The 18107-nt window shown below is 42.8% G+C and carries 13 protein-coding genes; 8 read left to right on the forward strand and 5 right to left on the reverse strand.

Annotated elements, in window-relative coordinates; all coding sequences use genetic code 11:
* Positions 1–3 precede the first annotated feature (3 nt).
* From ilvN to ACFOWS_RS08305, 4 genes are all read left to right on the forward strand, one after another.
* Positions 4–531, forward strand: a complete 528-nt coding sequence (ilvN, locus tag ACFOWS_RS08290; RefSeq protein WP_366589406.1) for an acetolactate synthase small subunit — start codon at positions 4–6, stop codon at positions 529–531.
* A gap of 22 nt (positions 532–553) precedes the next feature.
* Positions 554–2029, forward strand: coding sequence for a ketol-acid reductoisomerase (gene ilvC / locus ACFOWS_RS08295; protein WP_379763458.1), 1476 nt, complete (start codon positions 554–556; stop codon positions 2027–2029).
* A gap of 17 nt (positions 2030–2046) precedes the next feature.
* On the forward strand, positions 2047–3309 hold the full coding sequence (gene ilvA, locus ACFOWS_RS08300) for a threonine ammonia-lyase (protein WP_379763459.1): 1263 nt from the start codon (positions 2047–2049) through the stop codon (positions 3307–3309).
* A 133-nt stretch (positions 3310–3442) separates the two neighbouring features.
* A complete protein-coding gene (locus ACFOWS_RS08305; RefSeq protein WP_379763460.1) occupies positions 3443–5035 on the forward strand; it encodes an NADP-dependent glyceraldehyde-3-phosphate dehydrogenase in 1593 nt (530 codons plus the stop codon).
* Between the two features lie 343 nt (positions 5036–5378).
* Here the strand turns inward: ACFOWS_RS08305 and leuB are convergent, their stop codons facing one another.
* The 4 genes from leuB to leuC all read right to left on the reverse strand — a co-directional run bounded on the left by leuB (position 5379) and on the right by leuC (position 10198).
* Positions 5379–6437 (reverse strand): 3-isopropylmalate dehydrogenase, encoded by a 1059-nt coding sequence (gene leuB / locus ACFOWS_RS08310; protein ID WP_379763462.1) that lies wholly within the window; start codon positions 6435–6437, stop codon positions 5379–5381.
* A gap of 123 nt (positions 6438–6560) precedes the next feature.
* Complete coding sequence (locus ACFOWS_RS08315; protein WP_379763463.1) at positions 6561–8078, reverse strand: alpha-isopropylmalate synthase regulatory domain-containing protein; 1518 nt, start codon at positions 8076–8078, stop codon at positions 6561–6563.
* 29 nt (positions 8079–8107) lie between these two features.
* Positions 8108–8704 carry a 3-isopropylmalate dehydratase small subunit gene (gene leuD / locus ACFOWS_RS08320; RefSeq protein ID WP_379763464.1) on the reverse strand — a complete coding sequence of 199 codons (597 nt, stop codon included), beginning with the start codon at positions 8702–8704 and terminating at the stop codon, positions 8108–8110.
* Positions 8705–8785: 81 nt separating this feature from the next.
* Entirely contained in the window at positions 8786–10198 is a 1413-nt protein-coding gene (gene leuC, locus ACFOWS_RS08325) for a 3-isopropylmalate dehydratase large subunit (RefSeq protein WP_379763465.1), read from the reverse strand.
* 332 nt (positions 10199–10530) lie between these two features.
* On the opposite strand from leuC, the gene ACFOWS_RS08330 reads away from it, so the two are divergent.
* Both ACFOWS_RS08330 and ACFOWS_RS08335 read left to right on the forward strand, forming a co-directional pair.
* Positions 10531–11643, forward strand: coding sequence for a DUF2911 domain-containing protein (locus ACFOWS_RS08330; protein WP_379763466.1), 1113 nt, complete (start codon positions 10531–10533; stop codon positions 11641–11643).
* 119 nt (positions 11644–11762) lie between these two features.
* Complete coding sequence (locus ACFOWS_RS08335; RefSeq protein WP_379763467.1) at positions 11763–12953, forward strand: hypothetical protein; 1191 nt, start codon at positions 11763–11765, stop codon at positions 12951–12953.
* A gap of 3 nt (positions 12954–12956) precedes the next feature.
* Here the strand turns inward: ACFOWS_RS08335 and recG are convergent, their stop codons facing one another.
* The gene (recG, locus tag ACFOWS_RS08340) at positions 12957–15062 is read right to left on the reverse strand and encodes an ATP-dependent DNA helicase RecG (RefSeq protein WP_379763468.1); all 2106 of its coding nucleotides are present in this window, start codon (positions 15060–15062) and stop codon (positions 12957–12959) included.
* Positions 15063–15108: 46 nt separating this feature from the next.
* Between recG and ACFOWS_RS08345 the strand changes: the two genes are divergently transcribed.
* Both ACFOWS_RS08345 and ACFOWS_RS08350 read left to right on the forward strand, forming a co-directional pair.
* Complete coding sequence (locus ACFOWS_RS08345; RefSeq protein WP_379763470.1) at positions 15109–17193, forward strand: M1 family metallopeptidase; 2085 nt, start codon at positions 15109–15111, stop codon at positions 17191–17193.
* Positions 17190–18104, forward strand: coding sequence for a patatin-like phospholipase family protein (locus ACFOWS_RS08350; RefSeq protein WP_366589382.1), 915 nt, complete (start codon positions 17190–17192; stop codon positions 18102–18104). The genes ACFOWS_RS08345 and ACFOWS_RS08350 overlap by 4 nt, the downstream gene beginning before the upstream one ends.
* Positions 18105–18107: the final 3 nt, after the last annotated feature.

An 18107-nucleotide genomic window follows, 5' to 3' on the forward strand; every position in this document is an offset into this window, starting at 1 on the left:
AGCATGGAAAAACAATGGTTTACCATTTCGGTTTACTCCGAAAATCATGTGGGATTGCTGAATAGAATATCTGGAATATTCTTAAAGCGACACATTAATATAGAAAGTTTAAATGTTTCAAAATCAGAGATTGAGAATGTTTCAAAATTCACAATTGTAATTTACTCGACTGAAGATTGGGCCATCAAGATTGTCAATCAAATTGAAAAACAAGTTGAGGTCATCAAAGCCTATTACCACACAGATGATGAAACCATTTACCAAGAGTCGGCCTTATTTAAAATTGCCTCCCATTTACTGTTTGATGAACGTCAAATCCAAAATATCATCAAAGAGCACCATTCACAGATTGTCACTGTAAGCCGGGAGTTCTTTGTTTTGGCAAAAACAGGCCGTCGCCATGAGATTGACGAAATGCACGAGGCGCTTGAGCCCTATGGCATTATGCAATTTGTTCGTACCGGTAGAATCGCTGTAAGTAAAGATGCGATGCCCATCACCAATATTTTAGCAGAATTTCAAAATCAATAAATAGTAAAATCACATACAAAAAATGGCAAATTACTTCAACACACTATCACTTCGTGATCAATTGACACAATTGGGAAAATGTAGGTTTATGGACCCCAGCGAATTTGCTGATGGTGTTACCGCTTTAAAAGGCAAAAAAATTGTAATTGTGGGCTGTGGCGCACAAGGCTTGAACCAAGGTTTGAACATGAGAGATTCTGGTTTGGATATTTCCTATGCCCTTCGTGAAGCCGCCATAAAAGAGAAAAGACAATCTTTTAAAAATGCCAGCGAAAACAATTTCACCGTAGGAACCTACGAGGAATTGATTCCTACTGCGGACCTGGTCATTAATCTTACTCCAGACAAGCAGCACACCAATGTGGTGAGTACGGTTATGCCCTTGATGAAGAAAGGTGCTACATTGTCCTACTCCCACGGATTCAATATTGTGGAAGAAGGTATGCGGATTCGTGAGGACCTTACCGTGATTATGGTAGCGCCAAAAAGTCCAGGTTCTGAGGTGCGTGAGGAGTATAAAAGAGGTTTCGGCGTACCAACCTTGATTGCCGTTCACCCCGAAAATGACCCAGAAGGCAAAGGTTTGGAGCAGGCCAAGGCCTATGCCGCAGGTACAGGTGGAGATAAAGCCGGTGTGTTGGAATCGTCCTTTGTGGCCGAAGTAAAGTCAGATTTGATGGGTGAGCAGACCATTCTTTGTGGTTTGTTGCAAACAGGATCTATCCTTTCTTTCAACAAAATGATTGAAAAGGGTGTAGATGCCGGATATGCTTCCAAATTGATTCAATACGGATGGGAAACCATCACCGAAGGTTTGAAACAAGGTGGTATCACCAATATGATGGACCGTTTGTCCAACCCCGCCAAGATAAAAGCCTTTGATTTGTCCGCAGAATTGAAAGAAATCATGCGTCCATTGTTCCAAAAGCATATGGATGATATCATGAGTGGCCATTTTTCCAAAACCATGATGGAAGATTGGGCCAATGACGATAAAAATCTATTGGATTGGCGAGCCGCTACGGGAGAAACTGCTTTTGAGAAGACGCCTGCTGGTGAAGTGTCCATTTCTGAGCAAGAGTATTATGATAATGGCGTATTGATGGTCGCTTTTGTGAAATCTGGGGTTGAATTGGCCTATGAAACCATGACCGAATCCGGAATCATTGGCGAATCTGCGTACTATGAGTCGCTTCACGAAACCCCGTTGATTGCCAACACCATCGCCAGAAAGAAATTGTTCGAGATGAACCGTGTCATTTCCGATACCGCTGAGTATGGTTGTTACTTGTTTGACCATGCATGTAAGCCGTTGTTGACCGATTTCATGAAGAAAATCGATACCGATGTCATTGGTAAGCATTTTGGTGAAGGCAAGGATACAGGCGTGGACAATGTTAGGCTCATTGCCGTTAACAAGGCCATCCGCACCCACGATGTGGAAGTGGTTGGAGCTCGTTTACGTGCCTCCATGACGGCAATGAAGCCTATCGGATAAAAAAAACTATTGGCCCCATGAAAACAGTGGAGACCTATTTTCCACAAATAGCGGATATTTATCAGGCCGCGAAGACGATTCGACAGGTCGCTGACGAGACGCCTTTGCAGCAAAGTATCCGCTATTCCAAAAAATATGGGGCCAATATTCTTCTCAAACGGGAGGATTTGCACCGCGTCCGCAGCTACAAAATTCGCGGTGCTTATAACAAAATCAGTTCATTGACCAAAGATGAGCTAAAAAGGGGAGTGGTCTGCGCCAGTGCAGGAAACCATGCCCAGGGTGTGGCTTTTGCGTGCAGTCATTTAAAGGTTGAGGGGACCGTTTATATGCCCGTCGTCACTCCAAAACAAAAAATTAACCAGACCAACATGTTTGGCGGGGAATGGGTGACAGTGGTGTTGCAGGGCGATACGTTTGATGATTCCAACAAAGCCGCACAGGCTTTCTGCGAACAGGAAGGCAAAACTTTTGTGCACCCTTTTGATGATGAGAAAATCATAGAAGGGCAGGCTACAGTTGGTCTTGAGATGCTGCAACAGTCCAATGAGCCCATCGATTACGTCTTTGCCGCTATTGGAGGTGGTGGACTTGCCTCAGGTTTATGTGGAACGTTCCATTCGTTATCTCCTCAGACCAAAATTATTGGTGTGGAACCAGAAGGGGCGCCTTCACTTAAAAAATCAATAGAGAAAGGGGAGTTGGTCGAACTGCAGCATATTGATAAGTTCATCGATGGTGCGGCCGTGCAAAAAGTGGGGCAGTTGACATTCCCTATTTGTCGAGACCACCTCTATCAAGTGTCTACCGTTCCCGAAGGGAAAGTGTGTCAAACTATACTGGACCTCTATAATCGTGATGCCATTGTGGTAGAACCTGCTGGAGCTTTAACCATTGCTGCTCTGGATGATTATGCTGAGGAAATCAAAGGAAAAAACGTGGTTTGCATCATTAGTGGAAGTAACAATGATATTACCCGTACCGCTGAAATCAAAGAGCGAGCACTGCTCTATGCCAACCTAAAACATTACTTCATTGTTCGCTTTCCACAGCGCCCTGGTGCCTTAAAAGAATTTGTGGCGGACATTTTGGGTCCGGATGATGACATCACCCATTTTGAATATTCCAAAAAGTCAAGCAGGGAGAATGCACCTGCCGTTGTGGGAATAGAATTAAAGTCCTCTGCTGATTTGGAACCCTTGATCCAACGCATGAAGGCCAATAACTTTTTTGGGGATTACCTAAACAACAAACCGGACCTGTTCCAATACCTAGTGTGATTGCTATAACAAATTTTCAATCGTTTGCGATTTTAAGCTAGTGTAAATGAGGCTGTTTTCATCTGTTTTTGTGTTAGCTTTGCACTATGTGAACGACGATTCACTTGGATAACACACATTAAAACAACAACACATGCCAGTTACAACAACAGCAATACCTGAAGCCCTTCAGATTACCCAAGAAATACATCAGAAAACCTATTTGGTAAACGGTGAACTCAGAAAATGGGAAGGGGAGACCACTCCGGTCATTTCCACCATTTCTTCTACCGAAGAATATGCGCCGACGACATTAGGAAGTATTCCTGATATGGGTGAGCCCGAAGCCTTGGAAGCCTTGGACGCTGCCTTGAGTGCCTATGACCAAGGACAAGGGGTTTGGCCGACTATGAAAGTGAAAGACCGTGTTGAATGTATGGAGGCTTTTGTAAAACGCATGGAGCAAAAGCGGGAAGAGGTCGTAAAATTGTTGATGTGGGAGATTGGTAAGTCTGAACCAGATTCGTATAAAGAGTTTGATCGTACCGTTGAGTATATTTATGATACCATTGAGGATTACAAGCAGTTGGACCGCGATGCAGCCAAATTTCAAAAGCATGATGGGGTATATGCCCACATCCGAAGAGGACCTTTGGGGGTCGTGCTGTGCTTGGGTCCCTATAACTACCCATTGAATGAGACTTTTGCCTTGTTGATTCCAGCAATCATTATGGGAAATACAACTATATTCAAACCAGCTAAACATGGGGTGTTGTTGATTACACCGCTTTTGGAAGCTTTTAGAAGCAGTTTTCCAAAAGGAGTGGTGAATATCCTGTTCGGTAGGGGAAGGGCTGTGGCCGCTCCCATAATGAAAACGGGTAAGGTGGATGTGCTAGCATTGATTGGAAACAGTAAATCGGCTAATGCACTGCAAGAGCAACATCCTAAAAGTAACCGACTTCGTTTGGTATTGGGATTGGAGGCGAAAAACCCTGCGATTGTTTTGCCCGATGCCGATTTGGACCTTACCATCAACGAATGTATTTCTGGAACACTTTCGTTTAATGGGCAACGTTGTACCGCTCTGAAGGTGTTGTATGTGCATGAGGACATCAAGGACGAGTTTTTAAAGCGCTTCTCTGAAAAAGTGGATTCGCTCAAATTTGGAAATCCGTGGGAAAAAGGGGTGAACTTGACTCCACTTCCCGAACCTGGAAAACCAGCGTATATCCAGGAATTGTTGGATGATGCCCAGACCAAAGGAGCCAAAATAAAGAATAAAAAAGGCGGTAAGCATTTTGATAACTATATCTGGCCAGCCGTTTTATATCCTGTGACCAAAGATATGCGAGTATATGAGGAAGAACAATTTGGCCCAGTGATTCCTGTATTGTCGTTTAAAGACATCGAGGAGCCTTTGAGCGATATGGCTGAATCCAACTACGGACAACAGGTGAGTCTTTTTGGAAAGGATGTGTACACGCTATCACCACTGATTGATTCCTTGGCCAACTTGGTTTGCCGGGTTAACTTGAACAGTTCTTGCCAACGAGGTCCAGATGTGTACCCGTTTACAGGTCGAAAAGACTCTGCGCAATCCACATTGAGTGTGCATGATGCCCTTCGTTCGTTTTCTATCCGAACCTTTGTTGCCTTTAAGGATAATGAGTTGAACACCAATACCATTGAGCAATTGATGGAGGCTAAAGTGAGCAACTTTTTGAGCACGGATTACATCTTGTAGGATAGAATGTGCTTTAAGACATGGTTTCCGTCAACCTGAACTTGTTTCAGGTTCTCAAAACGAACATGGGTTTGACACTAATTGCACGAATGGCTCGAATTCATGCAAAGATGACTTCGGTGTCATTTCGAGTGAGTCCAGCCAGCTGGACGACGAGAAATCTGCAATCCTGAAATGTATTGTTCAGTTTTTTTTGAGATTTCTCACATGCGTTCGAAACGACGTAGAGGTAATTTTTGTCATTTCGAGTGAGGGCTGTAGGCGCGACGAGAAATCTCAATTAATGAATAGAAAAAAGCCAGAACAATTTGCTCTGGCTTTCTTTTGGTTTTATCTGGGTTGATTAGATATTCTTCGCCAACCAATCCCCAACTTCACTGGTTTTGTATGCTTTACCGCCCTCGGCAAGGTCTTCGGTGACCACACCTTCCGCAAGTGACTTATTAACAACAGTGCGAATGGCATCTGCTTCGTCCTGCAATCCAAAAGCTGTTTCAAACATCATGGCAGCAGATAATACGGTGGCCAATGGATTGGCAATATCTTTTCCGGCCGCTTGTGGGTATGAACCGTGAATAGGTTCAAACAAGGATGTTTTCTCTCCCAAAGAAGCGGAGGGCATCAATCCCATGGAGCCGGAGATTACCGAGGCCTCATCAGTCAAAATATCCCCAAATAGGTTTTCAGTGATCAACACATCGTAGGAGTTGGGCCATTGCACCAAGCGCATGGCCACGGCATCCACAAACTCATAGGAAACCTCCACATCTGGGTATTCTTTTTCCAATTTTTGGACGGTTTCACGCCATAGTCGCGAAGTTTCCAGCACGTTCGCCTTGTCTACGCAACAGAGTTTTTTTGAGCGCTGCTGGGCCATTTCAAAGCCTTTACGGGCTAAACGCTCCACTTCAGCACGAGTATAAGTGCAAGTGTCGTAGGCAGTGTTGTCATTGTCCTCACGACCTCGTTTTCCAAAGTAGATGCCTCCGGTGAGTTCGCGCAAGAACACCAAATCAGTTCCTTCAATACGTTCTTTTTTTAAAGGTGATTTTTCAATCAAGGAAGGAAAGGTGAAGGTGGGACGCACATTGGCAAAAAGCCCTAACTTTTGACGCATTTTCAGTAAGCCTTGCTCGGGACGAACTTTTGCTGACGGGTCATTGTCAAAACGAGGGTGTCCGATAGCTCCAAAAAGCACAGCATCAGCAGCTACACAGACATCATGGGTTTCGTCGGGATAGGGTTCTCCCACGGCATCTATGGCAGCGGCACCGGTCAAAGCAGGGGCCCATGTTATTTCATGTCCGAATTTCGCAGCAACGGCATCGGATACTTTTACAGCTTGATCTATAACTTCGGGGCCGATTCCATCCCCGGCCAAAAGGGCTATGTTCAATTTCATTTATCTGTGGTTATTGTGTTATTTGATTACGGGCTATTAAGTTATTGTAATCTGTCTTTTGTCTTTGCTCTTTTTCTTTCTTCTTGCTCTTGTGTTTGAACTTGTTCCTTGAATTTCCGTTCGTTATACTAGATTGAGCATCTTTTCTGTCGCCTTTATAGCGGATACCGTTTGGTCTGAATCGAGTCCGCGCGTGGTGAAATCCTTTTCTTTAGTTTGCCAAGTAATTACGGTCTCACAAAGAGCGTCGGAGTTACTTCCCGGAGGGATTCGCACCGCATAATCCACTAATTTGGGCAATTCGCGATTCTCTTTTTTGTAAACTTTTTTCAATGCGTTGATGAAAGCATCAAATTGACCATCTCCTTGGGCGTTTTCCTCATACGTTTTTCCATCAATTTCAATGGAAAGGGTAGTGGAGGGCTTTAATCCTTTGGAATGCGTTAGCACATAGGACTTCACGAACACCTTTTGTTGGTGCAGATTGCTGTCCAACACATCCGAAATGATGTAAGGCAGGTCATCTTTGGTAACCCGTTCTTTTTTATCGCCTAGTTCGATGATACGCTCCGTGACCTTTTTCAACTCATCATCGTTCAAAGTTAATCCAAGCTCCTGAAGGTTCTTTTGGATATTGGCCTTTCCTGAAGTTTTTCCGAGGGCATATTTCCGTTTCCGTCCGAATCTTTCAGGTAATAAATCATTAAAGTAAAGATTCTTTTTGCTGTCTCCATCTGCGTGTATACCAGCAGTTTGCGTAAACACATTATCACCAACTATCGGTTTGTTGTCAGGAATGGTGAAACCTGTAAAAGCAGACACCAGTTTACTCACTTTGTACAATGATGATTCCTTAACGCCGATAGTAATCTCCGGTAAAAAATCATTGATTACGGCCACCACACTGGCCAATGGAGCGTTGCCGGCACGTTCGCCCATACCATTTACAGTAAGGTGCAAACCATGACATCCCGCTTTAACCGCTTCCATAACATTCGCCACGCTCAAGTCATAGTCGTTATGCCCATGGAAATCGAAATGCGTATCCGGATAGCGTTCAATGATTTTTCCAAGGAATTCTCTAGTCTCGGTGTGTGTCAAAACACCAAGAGTGTCTGGCAATAAAACACGCTTGATAGGCAGTGCGGTCAAAAAATCCAAAAACTGGAAAACATATTCTGGGGAATTCCGCATTCCATTGCTCCAGTCTTCCAGATACACGTTGGTCTCAATGCCCAATTCCTGACCTTTGACCACTACATTTTCAATATCCTTGAAATGTTGCTCCGGTGTTTTTTTTAGTTGATGGGTCAAATGGTTCAAAGACCCTTTGGTCAACAGGTTTTGAACCTTCGCACCTGCTTCTTGCATCCACTTTAGTGAAACACCATTATCTACAAAAGTCAACACCTCCACTTTGGAAAGGTATCCTTCGGAAGAAGCCCATTCCGTGATGTTCTGTACGGCTTTTAGTTCCCCTTCGGAAACTCGTGCGGACGCTACTTCAATACGGTCCACCCGTAGTTCTTCCAACAGCAGTTTGGCCAAAGTAAGTTTTTCGGAAGCGGAGAAGGAAACCCCAGAGGTTTGCTCACCATCCCGTAGGGTGGTGTCCATGATTTCAATGGTGCGTGCTTTCATTTTTTGATGCCGTGTTCTACAGGCCTAGCTTACAAAGGAGTGTTTTCAGCGAACTCCTCAATGTCTTTTTTGATGTTCAATAGGTAATCGATGTCATCAAAACCATTGAGCATGTTCTGTTTTTTGTATTCGTTGATTTCAAAGTTTTCACTTTCACCAGTTGCCAAAATGGTGATTTTCTGTTCAGGCAGATTCACTTCCAATTCAGTATTGGGGTCTGCTTCAATCGCAGTGAAAATCTTGTCCAAAAATGCTGGACTCACCTGTACCGGAAGAACACCAATGTTCAAGCAGTTCCCTCGGAAAATATCGGCAAAGAAACTGGAGACAACACATCGGAATCCATAATCGTAAACGGCCCAAGCGGCATGCTCCCTTGACGAACCGGAACCAAAATTTTTGCCTCCGACCAAGATTTTTCCACTGTAGATGGGGTTGTTCAACACAAAGTGTTCTTTTGGGGTACCATCGGAGTTGTATCGCCAATCGCGAAAAAGATTGTCACCAAACCCTTTACGTTCCGTCGCTTTTAGGAATCGGGCTGGGATGATTTGGTCGGTATCCACATTCTCAATGGGCATGGGCACCGCAGTGCTTTTTAGTATATTGAATTTATCGTAAGCCATTTTTATTCAATTATCAGTTGTCAATTATCAATTAACAATGGTTGATTTTATTGCTAATTGTTCATTGTAAATTGTTTATTGTTACACTAAAGCTTCTTCTTGCATGAGTTCCCTCGGGTCGGTCACCTTTCCGGTTACAGCAGCAGCGGCGGCCACCAATGGGCTTGCCAAAAGGGTTCGAGCACCAGGCCCTTGCCGTCCTTCAAAGTTTCGGTTGGAGGTGCTCACTGCATATTTCCCTGTGGGAATCTTATCATCGTTCATCGCCAAACAGGCGGAACAACCGGGTTCGCGAAGCTCAAAACCAGCTTCTTCCAAAATATCCAAAATGCCTTCGCTCTTGATGGATTCTTCCACTTTATGTGAACCGGGAACCAACCAAGCCGTAACGTTATCCGCCTTTTTTCTTCCCTTCACAATGGAAGCAAAGGCTCTAAAATCTTCAATACGACCATTAGTGCAACTTCCCAAGAACACAAAATCGATGGGTTTGCCTACCATGGCCTCACCCTCATTGTAATCCATATATTCCAAGGATTTTTTGAAGGTGGCGACCGCACCATCAATGCTTTCTGCCAATGGTATGGTATTGCTGATGCCCATTCCCATTCCCGGGTTTGTCCCAAAGGTGATCATGGGTTCAATTTCGCTTGCTTCAAAGGTTAATTCTTTGTCAAAAACTGCATCGTCATCAGAATACAAGGTTTTCCAGTACTCCATTGCGGTGTCCCAATCGCTGCCTTTGGGGGTGTACTCACGTCCTTTGATGTACTCGAACGTAGTTTCATCGGGAGCGATCATGCCGCCACGGGCACCCATTTCTATACTTAGGTTGCAAACGGTCATTCGCCCTTCCATGGACATGCTTTTGAACACATCACCTGCATATTCCACAAAATATCCGGTAGCGCCAGAGGTGGACAACTGTGAAATGATGAACAACGCTACATCTTTAGGGGTAACGGCTTTGTTCAATTCGCCATTGATGTTGATACGCATCCGTTTGGGTTTGGGCTGCATAATGCATTGGGTGGAAAGCACCATTTCAACCTCGCTGGTTCCAATTCCAAAGGCAATGGCACCAAAAGCACCGTGGGTAGAGGTGTGGGAATCCCCACAAACTATAGTGGCACCGGGAACGGTAATTCCGTTTTCCGGACCAATTACATGCACAATTCCATTTTTCTCATGTCCAAGCCCCCAATAAGGTATGCCGTGAGCGTTGGCGTTTTCCTCCAAAGCCTTTAACTGATTTGCGGATAAAGGATCCTTAACGGGCAAATGCTGATTTCGGGTAGGAGTATTGTGATCGGCAGTGGCAAAAGTGCGTTCAGGATATAGCACTTTGATACCTCTGTTCTTCAATCCCAAGAAAGCCACGGGACTGGTGACTTCATGCACCAGATGCCGGTCAATAAACAGCACATCGGGACCATTATCAATATGTTGAACCACATGGGAATCCCATACTTTGTCAAATAGTGTTTTACTCATCGTCTGATTCAATAATTTGTAAGCAAACAAAGTTAAAATTTGAATTAAAACCTGTCTTCTTATTGTCTGTAAAATTACGATGTTCAACCACCACTTTCATCAAATTGATGGAATACTAACAAATGTTCGTTCCACAATTTCAAATATCACTTCGTGGTGTATGCATCCTTCAAAAATATAAGGTAAAGCATTGAAATTTAACGGGATATGTCATATTTTAACATAGTATCATATTTTTTAACATTGCTGTAACGTTGCTAGAGCGACAACCTCCATACTTTAGGGAAATTCTACGCAATAACATATTCATTAACAAAATCAAACAACGAACGATGAAAAAAATTTACTCAGCCCTTACGGCTACGATTTTCACGGCAGTACTCTTTGTTTCGAGTACAGCTACCGCACAATTGGACTTTTTGCCACAAGGAAGCCAATTGGCAAGCGTATCCCAACGAATCGGTAACACAGATGTTACGATTACGTATTCCAGACCTAGTGTAAATGATCGAGAAATTTGGGGAGCCTTGGTTCCTTATGGCATGAACAACCTAGGATTTGGAACGGCCACCGAATCTCCCTGGAGAGCAGGTGCTAATGAGAACACGGTATTCAAAACTACCCACGACCTTACCATTGGTGGAAAGACCCTTCCCGCCGGAAAATATGGGTTGCACATGGTTGTGAATGAGGATAATACCGCAACGGTTATTTTCTCCGAAAACCACGAAGCTTGGGGCAGTTATTTTTATGACCCATCCGAGGATGCACTGCGTGTAGACGTAGAGACCAACGAAATTCCGCATACCGAACTGCTAACCTTTTCTTTTGATGAAGTTGGGCCAAATTCTGCTGTAGCCTCATTAAAATGGGAGAAAAAGCAAATTCCATTTACTATTGAAACCGATGTTACGGCCAACGTTTTGGCTGAAATACGACAACAACTGCAAACTACCCCCGGCTTCAACCGACAAACCTGGGAGCAGGCGGCGGCTTTTTCATTGAACAATGGAGGTGACCTTAATGAAGCGTTGGGCTGGGCTAATGCTGCCATTGAAGGGCAGTTTTTCAGTCAGAAGAATTTTAACAACCTAAGCCTTAAGGCCCAGATTTTGGATAGGCAGGGCAAAACCGAAGAGGCCAAAGCGGTTATGGATGAGGCCATGCCTATGGGAACGGTATTTGAAATTCATGGTTATGGTAGACAATTGATTGCCCAAGGGAAACATGATCAAGCACTGGAAGTTTTTAAATGGAACGCCAAAAACCATAAGGGCACTTGGCCCGTAGATTACGGATTGGCCAGAGGATATTCTGCAGTTGGGGATTATAAATCGGCCCTTAAGCACTTGAAAGTTGCCGAAGGTAGGGCCCCCGACCAATTGAACAGGGACGTAATAGTTGCCAATATTTCCAAATTGGAGGCAGGCACAGATATTAACTAGAAGTCTAGTACAACGTAGAAGAACAAGCCCAGCGAAAGCTGGGTTTTTTGTTATGTCTTTGAACGATTTTTTTTACAATTCTAAGTTTTATTTCATTTTATTTGTTCAAAGTTAGAGTCATGAAAGGGTTTTTATCATTCTTGTTAATTCTATTTTTATTTTCTGGATGCTCAAAAGAGGAAGATAGCCTGAAGATTTACAATGAAGGTGTTCCTTTCTCTGTATCAGTAATATCACAGGATGTGGAAGGGGATATGTCGTTTTATCAAATAGATTTACTAGGAGGTGAAGTTCAACCTTCTTTAGCTGTAAACATATCTAATGGTCTTATTTTGAATCAAGAGACATATATCAATAATATATATGAAGATGTCATTGTTTTTAAAACCGATGAGGAGTCTGACTCTGATATAACCATTTATAATGTAAAATCAGGATCTTCCAATAGCGTGTCCAACTATTTAAATACAATTGGGGCTCCTGAAGATGTATCCTTTTTCAGGGTAAGCGGAAGCAGTTCCACTTTACTCACTTTTTATCATAATACTGTTATTGAATCTGAAACGTATGAATTGAAGGTACATATAGGGAAATATGACTTTAAGACTGATACATATCAGGAGTTTATCACCGCTGAATCTTCATCCAATGGGTTGAATACAGGGGTAGTAATTGGGCAAGGTGCTACAAGTACAGGAATAGTTTCATCGGATAAGTACATGCTTGTTAAATATGAAGATTGGAGTGCAATGGATAGAGATGAACGCAAATATGTTTTGGATATTTACGAAACGAACTCTTTAAAAAAAATAAAAACTTTTGAATCTGAATCGATATTTGGGTGTTTTCAAGATGGCAATTCTCTGATGTTTTTTAAAAATGATGGGGAACCAGGTGGATATAATGAATTGTATAATTTTATAAATGGAAACTCCAAAATATTCCAAAAGACTGATGGAGCGCTTACCTTAAGTATTGATGCAGTCGGACATACAAAAATTGAAGGGAATAAGGTTGGAATGTCACTGTTCTCCCCTTTGGGGTATGAACCTTTTATTATGGACTTTAATTCCAACAAGTATCGTCATATAGGAGAAAATTATCTGTCTGGGTCTTTAGATTTTATTTACGACAGGGTAGTAGCGTGGGATATAGAATTACAAAATGAAATCGCCGTTGTTGCATATTCCAAAAGGAATACAAACTTAACTGAAAAGGAATATGAAATAGCATTTGTAAATTTTGAAGGAGAAGTACTTTATAAGACTAATTTGCCCGGGTATTTACCTAAGAATATCATTATACACTAAACTTTAACTAATATAATTCCAAATGGTCTTGTTCTGCATCATTTTGGCATAGGCGATGCGGACAGGTCGATTCTCTTCTTTTTCAAGTTTTGGGTCGTCCTTGAGCAATTGAATGGCATGATAACGAGCGGTTTTTAGGATTTGGTTGTCCTTTACAATATCGGCAATCTTTAAGGTTAGCAGTCCGCTTTGCTGAGTACCCATTAAATCCCCAGGGCCGCGAAGTTTTAAATCCACTTCGGCGATTTCAAAGCCGTCATTGGTTTGCACCATAGTTTGAAGCCGGGTTTTGGCATCTTCGGAGAGTTTGTGCCCCGTCATCAAAATGCAAAAACTCTGCTCCGCTCCTCTACCTACACGACCTCGAAGCTGGTGCAATTGGGAAAGGCCAAACCGCTCCGCACTTTCAATGATCATTACCGAGGCATTGGGGACGTTTACCCCGACTTCAATCACCGTAGTGGCGACCATGATTTGGGTTTCACCCTTTACAAAACGGCCCATCTCATAATCCTTGTCAGCGGGTTTCATTTTACCGTGGACAATGGAAATTTGATACTCCGGCATGGGAAATTCACGGGCAATGCTTTCATAGCCGTCCATGAGATCTTTGTAATCCAAGGCTTCAGATTCCTGAATCAAAGGGTATACGATATAAATCTGTCGTCCTTTTTTGATTTCATCTTTGATGAATCTAAAAACTTTCAAGCGATTCGCGTCATACCGATGGACGGTCTTTACCGGTTTTCGCCCCGGAGGAAGTTCATCAATCACCGAAACATCCAAATCCCCATAAAGACTCATGGCCAAAGTACGGGGGATGGGTGTGGCCGTCATCACTAAAATGTGTGGAGGCGTGTTGTTTTTATGCCATAATTTTGATCGCTGCGCCACACCAAACCGGTGTTGCTCGTCCACTATGGCCAAACCTAGATTTTTGAATTGCACTTTATCTTCCAAAACGGCATGGGTGCTCACCAAAATATTCAGATTTCCATTTTCCAGTTGGTTATGGAGCAGTGTGCGTTCCGATTTTTTTGTGGAACCTGTAAGTAAAGCAATCTTCACGTCCATTTTACCCAACAATTCCTTTAACCCATTGTAATGTTGAGTGGCCAGAATTTCCGTTGGTGCCATTAAACAAGATTGGAAGCCGTTGTCCATGGCCAATAACATGCACATAAGCGCCACAATGGTCTTTCCAGAGCCCACATCACCTTGGAGCAAGCGGTTCATCTGCGCATTGCTGCCCAAGTCTCCCCGAATTTCCTTGATGACCCGTTTTTGGGCATCGGTCAGTTCAAAAGGGAGGTGGTTTTCAAAGAAAGAAGTGAAATTTTCTCCAACAGTTTCAAAAGGTAGGCCCTTTATTTTTTGTTTTCGCACCAGTTTTTTGGAAATCAATTGTAACTGCACAAAGAACAACTCCTCAAATTTCAGTCTAAACTGTGCCTTCGCCAACAATTCTTGATTTTTGGGAAAATGGATATTAAAAAGCGCCTCACTTTTGGAAATCAACCGTAATTCTTCCAAAATAGTTTTAGGTAAGGATTCCAAAAACCGTCCCTTGGACTCCAAAAAGAGTTGCTGCATCATCTTTCCTACCACGCGATTAGTGATTCCCTTGGCACTCAATTTTTCTGTAGAGGGATAAATGGGCTGCATGGCCACTTTTACTCCTTTTTGATGTTCGGAAAGCAATTCCATTTCAGGATGGGGCATGGAAAAGGTGCTCCCATATTTTGAAACCCGCCCAAATACCACATAAGGTTCATTGATTTTTAGATTTTCCCGAATCCATTTGTACCCACGGAACCAAACCAGTTCCATTTGTCCCGTTTCATCCACAAAAGTCGCCACAAGCCGTTTCCCCCGTTTTTGTTCCACAGTCTTTAGATGGATTATTTTCCCCACTACCTGCACATCAGCACCGCTGGGCTGCAGTTGTGCTATTTTGTAATACTGGGTCTTATCCAAATACCGATTGGGAAAGAGATGAAGTAGGTCCCGGTAGGTTTCAATCCCTAGCTCAGCCTTGAGTATGTCTGCCCGGTTGGGGCCAACACCTTTTAAATAGGGAATAGGAGTTTGTAGAAAATTGGGATTCATCGAACTAAAATATGTAATTTGGAAGGACTTTTGATAGTATGTCGATATGAAGCGAACCCCATTTCTTATTTTTTTTCTTCTCACGCAGTTGCTCTCCTCTCAGGTTCAGGATAAAGTGGATTTTACCCATGCAAAGGTTTTAGTTGAACCCATTCCGCAGGAAAAGAAAATAAAAGGAACTGTCACCTATGCGTTTGATGTGCTCAAAGATGTTGATTCCATTTTTTTGGATGCTCACAATATGACCTTTTCCAAGGTTGAACTTGATGGAGAATCAACATCTTATACGAATACCAACAAGAGCCTCATCATTCAAAATAAATTTAGAAAAGGAGAAGAGCACCAACTTGAATTGACCTATACTACTCAACCCAAACAAACGGTATATTTTTTAGGTTGGGATGACGCAGTTACGGGAAACGAACAAATCTGGACCCAAGGTCAGGGGAAATATACCAGTCACTGGTTGCCCAGTTTTGATGACATGATGGAAAAGGTGGAATTTGATTTAACTATTGTTTTTAATGATGGCTACTCCGTAGTCTCAAATGGCAGATTGTTTGAAAAGCAAACAATGAGTGGTAAGACCAAATGGAGTTTTGACATACAAAAGCCAATGAGCAGCTATCTCGTGGCGTTTGCCATTGGCAATTTTGAAAAAGAGACTGTTCATTCCACATCTGGTGTACCCATTGAACTCTATTACGAACCCAAGGACAGCTTAAAAGTTGAGCCCACATATCGATACTCCCAGCATATTTTTGACTTTTTGGAACAAGAAATCGGGGTTCCTTATCCTTGGCAGAACTACAAACAGATTCCCGTTCAGGATTTTTTATATGCGGGTATGGAAAATACGGGAGCTACTATTTTTTCCAATACATTGGTAGTGGATTCCATCGCTTTCAAGGATAAAAACTATGTAAACGTCAATGCGCATGAGTTGGCGCACCAGTGGTTTGGCAATTTGGTGACGGAACAGAGCGGAGCCCACCATTGGTTGCACGAAGGTTTTGCGACCTTTTACGCCTATTTGGCAGAAAAGGACATTTTTGGTGACGAATATTACTACTGGCATTTGTTGGAAACCGCTCAAGCCTTGGCTAATTTCTCAGGTGAGGGCAATGGGGAGGCCCTTACCAATTCCAACGCAGGGAGTCTTACCTTTTACGAAAAAGGAGCTTGGGCCTTGGTGATGCTAAAAGAAAGAGTAGGGGATTCCAATTTTAAGCAGGGCGTCAAGAATTATCTGGACAAGTATGCCTATGAAAATGTCACTATACCCGATTTTATGTGGGAAATGGAAAAAGCTTCGGGGATGAAGCTTTCCGATTTTGAGGAAACCTGGCTTCAAGAATCGGAATTTCCTTTTGAGAAAGTGAAAAGCTTTTTGATGGAGAAAAGTCCATCCATTAAAACCTATTTTGAGCTGCAAAACCAGATTGGTGATGATTTGGCATCCGCTGAGTCCATTTTACAGGAAAAATGGAACACCCTTCATTCTGAGGAGTTAAAACACCTTCTTATTTTGGATTACGGAGTCCACCTCTCCACTCAGACCATTTCCAAAATGCTTGGTACGGAAAACCTGAAGGTTCGACAAGCCCTAGCGCTTTCCGTGGACAAAATTCCGCAGGAAATCCAACTGAACTTTGAAACGTTACTTGACGACGAAAGTTATATCACCCTAGAATCGGCCTTGTATAAGCTGTGGACCGATTTCCCGGAAAGTCGAAAGAAATACTTGGACAAGACCAACGGTATTATCGGGTTTCCCAATAAAAATATTCGGTTGCTTTGGCTGACCTTGGCCTTGGTGACCCCCGAATACAATTCTGAGTTAAAGTCCAAATATTTTGAAGAACTTAGCAACTATACAAGCTCAGAATTTCATTTTGAGGTGCGCCTATTGGCCTTTCAATATCTAAAAGGCATTGGTGGATTTGATGACGTTTCCTTGAAGAATTTAGTGGAAGCTTGCAGTCACCACGTTTGGCATTTTAAAAAATCGTCCCGACAAATTTTAAAGGAGTTTTTGAAAAATGAGGATAGCATGGCCCGATTAAAAGCTCTTTATCCTTTGCTGAATCAGGAAGAACAACAATATTTGGACAAAACTTTGGGCAAATGAGGGCATTGGTTATTTCAGGCGGTGGGAGCAAGGGCGCTTTTGCAGGCGGTGTTGCCCAGTTTTTAATTCAAGAAGCACGGCACAAATACGATATTTTTGTGGGCACCTCCACCGGCAGTCTTTTAATTTCACATCTGGCCCTTAATAAGCTGGACAAAATCAAGGAAATCTACTCCTCGGTGGACCAAGACAGTATTTTCAACAATTGCCCTTTTTTGATCAAGAAAAAGCATGGGGTGGAAATTATCGCCATTAACCATTGGAAGGTGGTAAAGAATTTTATCCGTGGAAAAAAGACGTTCGGGGAAAGTGAAAACCTTAGAAAACTCATTCGTGAATCCATAACCGTGGAGGAATTCAATGAACTCAAAAAAACTGATATGGATGTGGTGGTAACCGTATCCAATCTTTCTTTAAATCAAGTAGAATACAAATCCATTCACGAATGTACCTATGATGAATTCTGCGATTGGATTTGGATTTCATCCAATTACACCCCTTTTATGAGTTTGGCCAAAAAGAATGGTTGCGAATATGCCGATGGCGGACTTGGTACTTTAGTCCCTATCGAAGAAGCTCTTAATCGAGGTGCCACTGAGGTAGACGTGGTGGTATTGCATACCGAGGTAAGTCATTTAAACCGTATGTCGGCTAAAAATCCATTCGACTTAATTACCACTATTTTTAGTTTTATGTTGGACCGGATTGAGAACCAGAATATCAGGATAGGAAAGTTGGTGGCCAATCAAAAAGATGCCATCATCAATTTCTACTACACACCTACGGTGCTGACCACCAATTCTTTAGTCTTCAATAAGGAGCGAATGACCTTGTGGTGGAAAAGGGGATATCTCTATGCCAAGAACAAGAATGATGAAACCAGTCCAATAGATCCAGAACACCAGGAATAGGCA

The organism is Flagellimonas marina (assembly GCF_042651185.1).
Classification (GTDB): domain Bacteria; phylum Bacteroidota; class Bacteroidia; order Flavobacteriales; family Flavobacteriaceae; genus Flagellimonas; species Flagellimonas marina.

Bases quoted from the DNA above. Each gene is read 5' to 3' on its own strand.
- ilvA (WP_379763459.1), top strand. From the start codon at position 2,047: ATGAAAACAGTGGAGACCTATTTTCCACAAATAGCGGATATTTATCAG.
- ACFOWS_RS08330 (WP_379763466.1), top strand. From the start codon at position 10,531: ATGAAAAAAATTTACTCAGCCCTTACGGCTACGATTTTCACGGCAGTA.
- ACFOWS_RS08345 (WP_379763470.1), top strand. From the start codon at position 15,109: ATGAAGCGAACCCCATTTCTTATTTTTTTTCTTCTCACGCAGTTGCTC.
- recG (WP_379763468.1), bottom strand. From the start codon at position 15,062: ATGAATCCCAATTTTCTACAAACTCCTATTCCCTATTTAAAAGGTGTT.
- leuC (WP_379763465.1), bottom strand. From the start codon at position 10,198: ATGAGTAAAACACTATTTGACAAAGTATGGGATTCCCATGTGGTTCAA.
- leuB (WP_379763462.1), bottom strand. From the start codon at position 6,437: ATGAAATTGAACATAGCCCTTTTGGCCGGGGATGGAATCGGCCCCGAA.
- ACFOWS_RS08335 (WP_379763467.1), top strand. From the start codon at position 11,763: ATGAAAGGGTTTTTATCATTCTTGTTAATTCTATTTTTATTTTCTGGA.
- leuD (WP_379763464.1), bottom strand. From the start codon at position 8,704: ATGGCTTACGATAAATTCAATATACTAAAAAGCACTGCGGTGCCCATG.
- ACFOWS_RS08350 (WP_366589382.1), top strand. From the start codon at position 17,190: ATGAGGGCATTGGTTATTTCAGGCGGTGGGAGCAAGGGCGCTTTTGCA.
- ACFOWS_RS08305 (WP_379763460.1), top strand. From the start codon at position 3,443: ATGCCAGTTACAACAACAGCAATACCTGAAGCCCTTCAGATTACCCAA.
- ilvN (WP_366589406.1), top strand. From the start codon at position 4: ATGGAAAAACAATGGTTTACCATTTCGGTTTACTCCGAAAATCATGTG.
- ACFOWS_RS08315 (WP_379763463.1), bottom strand. From the start codon at position 8,078: ATGAAAGCACGCACCATTGAAATCATGGACACCACCCTACGGGATGGT.
- ilvC (WP_379763458.1), top strand. From the start codon at position 554: ATGGCAAATTACTTCAACACACTATCACTTCGTGATCAATTGACACAA.